This is a genomic window from Limnospira indica PCC 8005, assembly GCF_000973065.1.
GTDB lineage: Bacteria > Cyanobacteriota > Cyanobacteriia > Cyanobacteriales > Microcoleaceae > Limnospira > Limnospira fusiformis.
Genome location: NZ_FO818640.1, coordinates 3,649,502 through 3,661,518, shown reverse-complemented (window position 1 = coordinate 3,661,518; position 12,017 = coordinate 3,649,502). Strand labels below are relative to the sequence as shown.

Sequence of the window (12,017 nt, the reverse complement as noted above, 5' to 3'; positions counted from 1 at the left end):
AATGATGAGATTTGGGCGCTAAAGTCCGACAACCCCATGGTGATGTCGCAACTGTGCGATCGCATTATGCTGCTCAATCCCCATTTGTGCCACATAAGGGGCGAGAAATTCACCCTCGGACATATCCCTGGGATTAGTGGCTACGGTGGGTTGTTGGTCTGGGTTGTTAGCAAAGCTATTTTCTGCTACCCAGGCTTCAAATTCTTCGGGGGTATGAACTACCATTGCTGTCCGCATGGCTCCGTGATAACCGCCACAGAGTTCGGCACAAACTACATTATAGGTTCCGACTTGGTTGGCTGTAAACCTCAGTTCGGTTGTGCGTCCGGGGATAGCGTCTTGTTTAAGGCGGAGTTCAGGAACCCATAAGGCGTGAATCACATCTTGGGCGCTGATGTTTAATTGCACTTCCTGACCAGCGGCTACATGAAGTTCGCCGGAAATTACCCCTTGATTTTGATAGTTAAAGATCCAGGCATATTGAAGACCATTAACATCAATAGTTATATCGGCAGGTGAGCCTATTCGTGAGGGAGATGCACCAATCCCTAGGGAGATTTGCTGACCTCCTGGGGTGATATCTTCTGCATCAGATAAAGAAGCGGCGATCGCTGCTCCCGACATCTTAGCGTGATCCGCCATGGAATGGGAACCCGATGCCATAGGGTCTAGTCCCCCCATTTGGTTATATATGTCGAAACTATAAATTCCGATCCCCAAAACGATAACTGCTGGAATTGCCGTCCACACAATTTCTAGGGGAATATTGCCATGAATGGGGGGGCCGTCGGTATGGTCTCCGGGACGGCGACGGAACCGAATTAAGGAGACGACTAAAGCCCCCTCAACTAATAGCACCAAACCAAAGGCAATGGTGATCATCAAATCAAAAAGTTGATCGACCTCTGCGGCTTCGGGAGAAGCTGCTACAGGTAATAAGTCATGGTTCTGACCATACCAGAGGCTAATCAGAGTAATGGCAATCCCGACTAACAAAGTCCAGATTGAGCTAGGAATGTTCACGAAAACCCCCTGCTGTAAAAGTTCTATCGCCATCCTATCTTACAGCAATTGACCAAACTGCACAGATGACCCAGGGCGGCGGAGAGTGAAAGTTGCACAGTTGTGGCAGATAAGTCAAAATTATGCCATTGACTAGGTGTGAGACTCATGACCAATACTGTCTATCAGACTGACCAAATCTCAACCCAACAACTTCCTCAAGAAAAAATTCGCCGCCTGGTGTGGAAGCTATGTATCGCTACTTGGCTACTGATGGCTGTTGGTAGTGCTACTAGGGTGATGAATGCCGGATTGGCTTGCCCGGATTGGCCTTTGTGTTATGGTCAACTGGTTCCTACGGCTCAGATGAATTTGCAAGTTTTCTTAGAATGGTTTCACCGACTAGATGCCGGCCTAATTGGTTTGGGTACAACCTACTTGGTGGGTTTATCCTGGTGGCATCGACAACATCTTCCGGGTTGGATGCCTTGGGCTTCTACTTTCGCCCTGTTTCTGGTGGTGTTTCAGGGGGTTCTCGGTGGTTTGACTGTGACTGAACTATTGCGGTTTGATATCGTTACGGCTCATCTGGGAACTGCGTTATTATTTTTCTCGACCCTAATGGCGATCGCTTTTACTCTGATGCCTTATCAGGGAACTGGTAATGCTGGATATTTGCCCTGGGTGAGTCTGGCTGCTGCTGTCCTGGTATATCTCCAAAGCCTCTTAGGTGGCTTGGTCGCTTCTCAGTGGGCTTTGCATCAGTGTTTTGGTGCTTCTCAACTGTGCGGGGTGATGAATGGTCATATCCTGGGAGTAGTCCCGCCTACTTTGATGACTCTTTTTGTGGTGACTTTAGCTAGGCGTACTTCTGCCCTTAATCCGATGATACGACGATTGGCATTAGGGGCGGGTCTTTGTGTGATTGCACAAATTTTGTTAGGTGTGGCAACCTTTAAGCTACATTTACAGGTTGAACCTCTCACGATCGCCCATCAGGGCATGGGAGCTATACTATTAGGCATTTTAGTCGCTCTCACTGTTTTGGGATGCCGCGATCGCCAAGTGTCTCCCCAGGAAAATCGCCGATTTTTGGGGATATAACTCGATTTAATTGACCAAGGACTAGGGCCATTATCCCGGAAATATGGGCTCGGTGTTCTGATTAACTACTCATAACCAATTGATCCATGCAAGAGATTATTCAGACTAACTCATCTCGACACCACAATAACCCGCTACAAGTGCTGAAAAGCTACTATCAACTTACTAAACCTCGAATTATTTTGTTATTGCTGATTACAACGGCGGCGGGAATGTGGTTGGCTGCAGAAGGGGAAGTTGATCCTCTGCTGCTGTTGGTGACTATGGTGGGGGGAACCTTAGCTTCTGGGGCTGCTAATACCATTAACTGTCTTTACGACAGTGATATTGACTATATTATGGAACGTACCCGCTGGCGGCCTATTCCTTCGGGACGGGTTAAGCCTCGCGATGCCATGATTTTTGCGATCGCTTTAGCGATTGCTTCTTTTACCCTCCTAACTGTTTTTGCTAACCTCCTGGCTGCTTTATTGGCTATGTCCGGTATTGTCTTCTATGTGGCAATTTACACCCACTGGCTGAAGCGCCACAGTACCCAAAATATTGTCATTGGCGGCGCAGCCGGGGCTATCCCTCCCCTGGTAGGATGGGCAGCAGTTACCGGAGATTTGAGTTGGGCCGCCTGGTTGCTGTTTGTGATTATCTTTTTATGGACTCCTCCCCATTTTTGGGCTCTGGCTATTATGATCCGCGATGAATACCAGGATGTCGGTGTCCCTATGCTTCCAGTTATTGAGGGAGATGAACTCACAGCACAACAAATTTGGATTTATAGTCTGGTTTTGATTCCTACCAGTCTGTTATTGGTTTATCCCCTCCATACCAGTGGCTGGGTTTATGGGGCGATCGCTTTGGGGTTGGGGGCAGTTTTTCTCCAGAAAGCCTGGGAATTACTCCAAACTCCCCATAACCGTGATGTGGCGCGATCGCTATTCAAGTATTCTATTCTGTATCTGATGCTACTCTGTGCGGGTATGGTGGTTGATAGTCTCCCTGCTACCCATGAGATGACTATGGCTGTCGCGCACACTTGGCAAACTTGGATGGGAGTTAATAGTTGACAGTTCACCGTTGACCGTTGACAATTGATTCATTCCCCTATTCCCGACCTGACCGGGGGTAGGGGTTTTTGTCCTGATATGAAAGAAATTGATCAAGTCGTCGCCGCCTTGGAGAGTCAAGACTATCGAGAGGCGGCGAAATTACTTAAAAAATTACAAAAGGAATCGCCCCAAAATCCCTGGGTACAGTTTTATATCGGACGCTGGTATGAGGCGACCGATAAATTAGCGTCCGCTGAAAAGGTTTATCGAAAATTACTGAAAACTACCACCAATCCTAAAGTTATTGACCAGGCGCGTCAGGGGGTCAAGCGGTTAGAAGCTATTGAACAACAACGCCGCCAAAATGCGATCGCAGATGCTAAGACTAATCCCCGCAATTGTGAACCGGGAGTTTTGATATTAGAACCTATTGCGCCAGAAGATAAGCCAGAGGCTGCCAAAACTTTGGCACGGATTCTCAAAACTGATGCCTATAGCGCTCGGATGCAGTTACAAAGTAAAGGATGGCGACTTTATAAGACTGGAGAAATGGGAGAGTTGGGGGTGTATGGTCAAGAAATGCGATCGGCTAATATTCCCGTGTTTTGGGTGTCTTTAACTGACCTGGAAAAATTGCACGTTTTTCGGGTCTGTTATGTGCAATCTCTGTATCCACAATTGGGGGTGGTTTGTTTGGATGAAAGCGATCGCCTGGGAATGTTAAATTTGAATTGGTCCGAAGTTAGCCACCGTGTCGAAGGTTTATTACCTTTATTTGCCGAAACTATGGATTATGATCCTCGCCGCAGTAGAGGCGATCGCTTTCGCCACAAGGAAGTTACCCAGGACTATGCCAAAATCCATGATCTGCATTTACCAGGTCGTCATTCCATTATCAGGTTTTGTGATGTCACATTAGATTTTCATCAGGGTATTCAGTTGTCAACAGCCGAAAATAAACAAACTTCACGTCTTCAGTGGAATAGTTTATTAGATAGGTTTAATCAAAACCTGGACAATATACCAGTCTCGTCAGAATTTACCGCTTTTGCTGAAACCGTCTTGGATTATACACAACTTCTCAGTAGGATTAAATCTTATATCGATTTAGAACGACAGTCCGAGACTCCCTGGGACCCAGCCTTTCAGCTTTATAGTGGCTTGCTTTTTCTTAAATGGTCTCAGCATTAGCAATTATGCAATTACGGCCTTTACTTTTCGCTTCATAAAGCGCAGCATCAGCTAGTTTAATTAATGATTCTGGACTGCGATCGTGATTGGGGACTTGACAAGCAACCCCCAACGAGAGAGTCACATAGCCGGAAACCTCCGATTTCTGATGTTCAATTTCTAGGGCTCTGATCTGATGTTGAATTTTATCAGCTACCTGTAATGCTCCCTTAATCCCAGTATTAGGTAATACTATCACAAATTCTTCCCCGCCATAGCGACTAGCAAGATCCGTAGAACGTTGGGCACAATTTTCTAAGATTTTCGCAATTTGTTTAAGGCATTCATCCCCCATCTGGTGGCCGTAGGTGTCATTATAGGCTTTAAAAAAGTCTACATCACACATAATCACAGATATGGGTGCAGTTTCCCTTAATAACCTTTGCCATTCCCTTTTTAAGTGCAGATCGAACTGTCGCCGATTCGCCACTCCGGTTAATCCGTCTAGGCTGGCTAGGCGTTCCAATTCTTGATTAACTGTTTGCAATTTCGCGTGTAATTCTCCCTGTTGAATAGCTACAGCAATGGGAGTAGCAATAGACCGCAACGCTTCGATTTCCTCCGGTTGCCAACCTCGGGTATTATCGCACTGATGAATGACCAGTAAACCCCATAAACAATTGGGGGATTCAGTTGGCTGTGACCGCAAATCTGGGTGGCGATGAATAATCGGTAAAATGAGCTTAGACTTCACTTGTAACCCATCTAATTTATTCCGTAAATTGATGGGAATATTGGCTTTATCAACATTAGATATAGACCAAATTTTTAGATAATTAGCAGCAGCCATCTCCGTGATAACTTCCGATAAACCAGAGTAGTTAATTGTCGTTCCTAACAAAGGTTGCCAAGGGGGGGATACTGACTCCATAACTACCCGATAATTGCCATCATTTTCTAGGCGATAAATTAAAGCGCGATCGCTCACAAGAAATTCCCGAATTTGATTAACAGTACATTCTAAAACTTGTTCTAAATCTATACATTCATGAAGGCTTTGGACAATTGCCCTTAACATTCTTTCCCGTTCCGCATGACTCCATAGTTCTTGTTCTGCTTCCTGACGTTCCGTGATATCTGTGGAAACTACCAATAAATATGGGGTTTGACCATCATTACCAATTAACGGTATTTTGTTGGTCTGAAACCAACGAACTTCTCCATTATTTAACCTGACGGGTTCCGCGGCAATTAGTCGCGGTTTACCAGAAGTCATAATTTCGCGATCGCTTGCCAAAATATAATCATTGTTATACTGCTTATGATTCAAGTCTGAATGGGTTTTGCCCATCATATTATCTACAGTAGTTTCATATAAATTCGCCGTGGCACGATTAGCCAAAGTAAACCTTCCATCCCAATCTTTAATAAAAATCAGATTGGGATTAGCATCAATTACCATCCTTAGTAAAGCCCTTTGTTTTTCTAAAGCTAACTTCGCTATTTCCGATTTATGACTTTCAAAATTTAAACCTAAATCCTGTTCTTTGATTTGGTGTTTCTGACGCTGTAGAGTAATTTGATATCCTATGCGTTTCAGCATTTCTTGTTCATGGAAAGGTTGGGTGAGATAATCCGCCGCACCCACATCAAAAACCGTATGCTTATTCAACAAATCACCCCTGCTTTCCATGATAATAACTGGTATTTTTTGAAATTTTGCTTTCGATTTTAGCCAATTACATAACTCATAGCTATCTCCATCATGTAATTTACTGTCTAACAGAATTAAATTTAATGGCCATGATTGAATGGCATTATAAGCTGGTTTTAATCCTATAACCAGATGAACTTCATATCCATTATTTTGCAAGATACTTTGTGGTAAACTATGATTATCATTTCCCACATTTCCGGCAATCCATAGGATTTTACTTCGGTCTTCCATTAACTGATTCATAAGTCACCCTACTCAAAATCTAATAATTAGCCAAAATCCAGATTTTGAGTATCGCGGAAAAACTTAAATGGCGATGTCTATCAACCCAGATTTTTGGTCAAATTGTTGGCAGTTTACTCAACACAAAAGAAATGGGTTTCAAACAAACACCTTTGGCTTTTGATAAATTTGACAATCCATAATATATATAGTATTCCCAAAATCGATAGCATTATTACAGTGTCACATCCCAGAATTTGAAAAATAGATAAGTAAGTAAGACAGAGAGGACGGCTAGATACAGATATTGATCGAAAAAGCTGTCAGAGATTCGGCCCACTTGCGGCACATTCCTTGTAGCGCTATCAAGTATTAGGCAATTTTTATTAGCAAAAAATGTTAGAAAAAGCCAATTTCTTAATAAACATTTGAGATTGTTTGTGGTGGCTATTAAACCGAAGTCATTTAACATTTCAATACTGGCATAGGCTGTGTGGGGCTGTCAATAGGGTAGTTGCAATCACCCAATGGTCTTAACAAAATGCAACTATTTATTTAAATTTGGGGAAAGTAAAGTAAAACTGTGTGCCGACTCCGGGGTTGGACTCTAGCCAAATTTTGCCCCCATAGCTTTCAATGATTTTTTTACAAATGGATAAACCGATACCTGTACCGGGATACTTTTTGAATGTATGTAGACGGGTAAAGATTTTAAAGATATTCTCAAAATCTTTCGATTCAATACCAATACCATTATCAGCACAACAAAATATCCAGTTAGTGTCAGTTTCTTGACAGGAGATATTGATTGATGGTGCTAAATCATCAGAACGATATTTAATGGCATTACTAATGAGATTTTGGAATACTTCTGTTAGATGAATATGATTAGCTTTTATTTTGGGAAAATTATCATATTGAATAGTCGCATTGTTTTTATCGATTTCCAATCTTAAATCTATCAGTATCTGGGCTAATAATTGGTTGCAATCAATTAATTCTAAATTAGGAGAATGTGTATCACAACCACAATAAATCAATAAATCTTGAATCATCGTTTGCATCCGAATTGACGCATTAATAATATGATTAACATATTCTCTAGGTTTTTCTCTCAATTCATCATGACATTCAATCTGGAGTAATTGAGCAAAAGCCTTTAAGCTAGTCAGAGGTTGCTGTAGGTCATGGGATACCACAGAAGCAAATTGTTCAAGTTCCTGATTAGATCTGAGTAGTTGTTGATTTAGTTGTTCTAGGCGTGCATTTTGTTCGGCTAGTTGTCGCTTTTGGCGCACAATAGTAAGTTGATTTTCAACCCTAGCCAAAATTTCCAGTAATTCAAAAGGCTTAGAAATATAATCAACCCCTCCCACATTAAAGCCTTTCACCTTTTCTGATACATCTTTAAGCGCACTTAAAAAAATGATAGGAATATCCTGAGTTTCGGGTTGTTCTTTAAGGATTTTACAAACCTCATAGCCGTTTAAATTAGGCATCATGATATCCAGTAAAATCAAATCTGGGGGGTCAAATAAAGCTACATTTATGGCTTGTTTACCGTTAATAACCCGCCGAACATCATAACCATTTTCAGTTAACATGGTAAATAAAAACTGTAAATTTTCGGGTTTATCATCGACAATTAAAATATCTCCTTTATTTTGATTAACTGCTACATTATTCATGGGTATATGGCTCCATTAAATCAATAATTTGGTCAAAGTAAAGATGATTAACATACCAAGTTAAAGCTTGAATAATTACCGTATTATCTGGAGGAATTTCAGCAATTAAATCCCTAAGTTGAGACTCCCTAGCTGCCATAGCTGCTCGATAGAACTGTTGAATCCATTGATGGTCTAAAATAGCAATATCCTTTGTAGTTAAGCGAGGAGGCCCTAACTGAGTTGAGGAACGAGAGTTAGAGATAGATTTTGCATAAATATAGTTTACCCCAAGATTGACACTAATGCAATCAAGAAGGGTTTTAATATTAAAAGGTTTATGAATTAAGTCATTACAGCCTGTCGCCAGAATTGACGATCGCTCTGACTCAAAAGCATGAGCGGTAATGGCAATAATGATGGTAGACTGACCCTGTGGAGTTTGTCTAATCTGTTGGGTAGCTTGATAACCGTCCATCACTGGCATTCTCATATCCATTAAAATTAGGTGTGGATGCCACAGTTGCCATAAATCCAAAGCCTGTTGACCATTTTCTGCTTCTTGTATTTGAAAACCCAAGGGAGTTAAAATATTAACTAATAGTTGGCGATGGTTAAAATTATCTTCTACCAATAAAATCCGATAATTTGGTTGATTAGGAGCGAGATTAATGCAGCTAATATCATCGATAGTTAATTCTTCTTCTGGGAGATATTCGAGGTCAATATTTTCGGAGTTAATCACTTCAACGGGGAGATTAAACATAAATTTTGCCCCACCATCTACCACACTAACAATGGTAATTTTGCCCCCCATTAAATTAACATATTGCTGAGAAATTGCTAAACCCAGACCAGTACCTTGTTGATGTCTGCGACCCACATCGGTTTGTACAAATGGTTGAAATAAGCGTTCTTGTTCGTCGGGAGTAATACCAGGTCCGGTATCTTCTACCTCAAAATAAAGTTGGCTAACAGAGCTAACAAATGATCCGCGCAGGGTGACATAACCAGCATCGGTAAACTTGATAGCATTATCTAGTAAATTGACCAAAACTTGCCGAAGTTTTGATTCATCAGTTTTGACATAATCCGGAATATCTTGATCTAACTGTATATCCAGAACTAAATTCTTAGAACTTGCCTTAATTTGGAGCATGGTATTAATCCGTTCTAGCAAAGTTCTCAGGTTAAAATTGGTGGGATTTAAGGTTACTGTTCCCGCTTCTATTTTGGATAAATCCAGGACTTCATTAATTAGGGATAATAGATATTTTCCTGATTGTTGGATAATTTGTAGATAGTCTTGTTGTTGGGAAGTCAGACCAGAATTTTGCCCCAAAAGTTGGGTAAAACCCAGAATAGCATTGAGAGGAGTACGCAGTTCATGACTCATATTAGCTAAAAATTCGCTTTTGGCGCGGTTGGCGGTGTCGGCGGCTTCTTTGGCTTGTTGAAGTTGGGTAAATAGTTCGGCTTGGTAGATAGCAACTCCTAACTGTCGAGCAATTTGGGTGAGTAATTTTACTTCATGGTGGAGCCATTTACGGGGTTGTTTTTGGTAAGTGGCTAACATACCCCATAGGGTGTCGCCTACATAGACAGGAACTCCTAAATATGCGTGAATATTGAGAGTTTTTAAGAGTTTAATCTGACTGGCTGAAATGCTGCTATCTTGGTGACTATCAGCCATGACCACTTGACCGGATCTAAGATGCTTTACTACCAGTTTAATATGGGGAGTTTCTTGGTTCTTTTTCGCGGATATAATTCGCAAATCTGGTAATAATAAATGGTGGTAGTAATTGTCAGGGTTATTGAATTGATGAATCACGACGCTATCACATTGTAAAATTTGTTGTACATCTTTGGTAGTATTGTCAAAAATCCGATCTAGTTCTAAGGTTTGACTAATCTGTTGAATGAGTTGGGTAATTGCCATTTCCCTGACTAGGCTTTCTCGCAAGGCTTCCTCGGCTTGAGTTCGGTCATTTAATTCTACTTGTAACTGATGATAAAGTTCGGCTTGGTAAATAGCGATCGCCAATTGGGTTGCCAATTGTTTAAGAAGCTGAATTTCCCAATTTGCCCAGTTTCGCAGACGTGCTACATGATGGACAATTAACAGACCCCATAAATTATCTCCCTGATAAATTGGTACAGAAATCCGAGATTTTGCTTGCAGATTAAAGGAATAATGCTGCGGAGAAAAGGCTCTAAGATTAGCATCATCATCATAGATAATTAATGGTTCTTTTTGGCTATCTTGTTGACCATGATTATACAAATAATCCTGATATTTACAGCCCCGAATTGTCTCAATTCCTGGCACAATTGATTCATGGGTAACAGTGGCTAAGTTTTGGTCATGACAGCGGAGAATCAACACCCGATCTAAGTTAAGTAAGTGACGCAACTCATTAACTGTATTTTGCAGAATATCATCAAGATTGAGAGATTGACTAATATGGAGGGTTAGTTGATAAAGAAGATGCTCTCTTTCCGCCTGTTGGCGTAGGTGTTCTTCGGTTTTTTTCCGGTTAGTAATATCTTCAGCAATGCGAGCAACTCTAACCACATCACCGCGCTCATTCTTAATAGGGAAAGCCCGATCGCAAATCCACAAAACATCACCATTAGGTCTAAATATGCGATATTCTATAAAGCTAGATTGAGCATATTCTTGGTCGGAAAAATTGACGATTACCGACTGTAAATCATCAGGATGTACTGCTTCTAACCAGGAGCCAGGATCATCATAAACACTCTGACAACTACGACCCCAAATTTTTTCGTAGGCTGGACTGATATAAAACAACTTGTCTCCCCTAGGACTGGTCAGCCAGAAAACATCTTGAATATGATTAACTACTTGGCTAAATCTCTCTTCACTTTCCTGTAGAGCTTCTTGGGTTTTACATCGCTCTGTAATATCCCGAAAACAAACTACATAAAACGGTCGTTGTAACCACTCAGTTTCAGCCACAGTCATTTCTACCATGACCAGTCCCCGTTTGGGGTTAATAATTCCTAATTCTGCTACATTTCCCACGGTTATTGGTAATCCCAAATGGTGGTTAATTAACTCTTCTGAAGTGCGCCCAAATAAATTTAATCCGGCGGGATTAACCGCATGAATTATCCCTTGGCAATCTACCATTAAAATACTGTCAGAAATACTATTAAAAATTATTTGTAAACGAGCTTCGCTTTCTTGCAGTTGGGATTCTATGAGTTTGTGGGAAGTAATATCTTGGGCGGTTCCTAAGACTTGTACAGCCAGACCATTGGCATCTTTGGTAAATGGCACTTCTTGCGATCGCAGCCAGCGATAGGAGCCATTTTTATGGCGTAGGCGGTATTCAATATCTAAAACTTCACCCTCTGATAAGGCTGAAACTTGCTCTAATATGGTTTCTAATATAGGTAAATCATCGGGGTGGATCTGCTCCCAATAAAAGCGATCGCCCAAATTGTGTAAATCTTCTGGTGTCAAACCAAGTATCTTAATTAATTGTTGATTTACATAAATATTTTTCAAGCTTTTGACATCATAAATATATATCAATTTTGGAAAACTATTAATTATGGTTTTTATGAATTTTGGGTTGTGATATAAATGGGTAATATTACAATTTTCTGCGGAGCAGTCAATTGGGGGATTATGGGCTTTACCTAAAGCTAAACTTAATCTTAGCGATCGCTCTATTTCCTCAAGAATAAGTCGATTTTTGGGCAGATAATCTGTAGCACCCATATTCAAAGCAGCTAGACCCGCCTCTGAGTTGTCAACTAAGGCAATAACTGGGATAGGTAGTACCCGATGAATCCAATCTGGGAGGGAATATGTAGTATAATCGATAATATAAAGATGATATTCAGGGAAATTATACTCTAAGGACTCCAAGGCGGGGGAGTATCGCTCTAATTTAACAGAAAGCGATCGCATAAATTTTAGCAACTGTCGGAGTTGGCCTTCGTAAACAGGATCATTTGTTACCAGGAGAATATTAAAGGATCCGTAGTTCATAACATTCTCAGCTTCTCTTGAGTAATAGTTGACAGGAAAGATCTGCGAACCCCAATTCACCC

General features: G+C 41.2%; 7 protein-coding genes. 3 read left to right on the top strand and 4 right to left on the bottom strand.

Annotated elements, in window-relative coordinates; all coding sequences use genetic code 11:
• Nucleotides 1-18: 18 nt before the first annotated feature.
• Nucleotides 19-1,056: a cytochrome c oxidase subunit II gene (locus XZ46_RS16005; protein WP_008052255.1), complete on the bottom strand. Its 1,038-nt coding sequence runs from the start codon at nucleotides 1,054-1,056 to the stop codon at nucleotides 19-21.
• A 114-nt stretch (nucleotides 1,057-1,170) separates the two neighbouring features.
• On the opposite strand from XZ46_RS16005, the gene XZ46_RS16000 reads away from it, so the two are divergent.
• The 3 genes from XZ46_RS16000 (at nucleotide 1,171) to XZ46_RS15990 (ending at nucleotide 4,340) form a co-directional block, all read left to right on the top strand.
• Entirely contained in the window at nucleotides 1,171-2,106 is a 936-nt protein-coding gene (locus tag XZ46_RS16000) for a COX15/CtaA family protein (protein WP_006624864.1), read from the top strand.
• A gap of 86 nt (nucleotides 2,107-2,192) precedes the next feature.
• Nucleotides 2,193-3,167 carry a heme o synthase gene (locus XZ46_RS15995; protein WP_006624865.1) on the top strand — a complete coding sequence of 325 codons (975 nt, stop codon included), beginning with the start codon at nucleotides 2,193-2,195 and terminating at the stop codon, nucleotides 3,165-3,167.
• A gap of 78 nt (nucleotides 3,168-3,245) precedes the next feature.
• The gene (locus XZ46_RS15990) at nucleotides 3,246-4,340 is read left to right on the top strand and encodes a tetratricopeptide repeat protein (RefSeq protein WP_006668208.1); all 1,095 of its coding nucleotides are present in this window, start codon (nucleotides 3,246-3,248) and stop codon (nucleotides 4,338-4,340) included.
• Here XZ46_RS15990 and XZ46_RS15985 read toward each other — a convergent pair.
• The 3 genes from XZ46_RS15985 to XZ46_RS15975 all read right to left on the bottom strand — a co-directional run bounded on the left by XZ46_RS15985 (nucleotide 4,321) and on the right by XZ46_RS15975 (nucleotide 11,955).
• A complete protein-coding gene (locus XZ46_RS15985; RefSeq protein ID WP_008052254.1) occupies nucleotides 4,321-6,279 on the bottom strand; it encodes a diguanylate cyclase domain-containing protein in 1,959 nt (652 codons plus the stop codon). The genes XZ46_RS15990 and XZ46_RS15985 overlap by 20 nt on opposite strands.
• Before the next feature lie 530 nt (nucleotides 6,280-6,809).
• Entirely contained in the window at nucleotides 6,810-7,946 is a 1,137-nt protein-coding gene (locus XZ46_RS15980) for a sensor histidine kinase (RefSeq protein ID WP_006624870.1), read from the bottom strand.
• The gene (locus tag XZ46_RS15975) at nucleotides 7,939-11,955 is read right to left on the bottom strand and encodes a GAF domain-containing protein (protein WP_008052252.1); all 4,017 of its coding nucleotides are present in this window, start codon (nucleotides 11,953-11,955) and stop codon (nucleotides 7,939-7,941) included. The genes XZ46_RS15980 and XZ46_RS15975 overlap by 8 nt, the downstream gene beginning before the upstream one ends.
• Nucleotides 11,956-12,017: the final 62 nt, after the last annotated feature.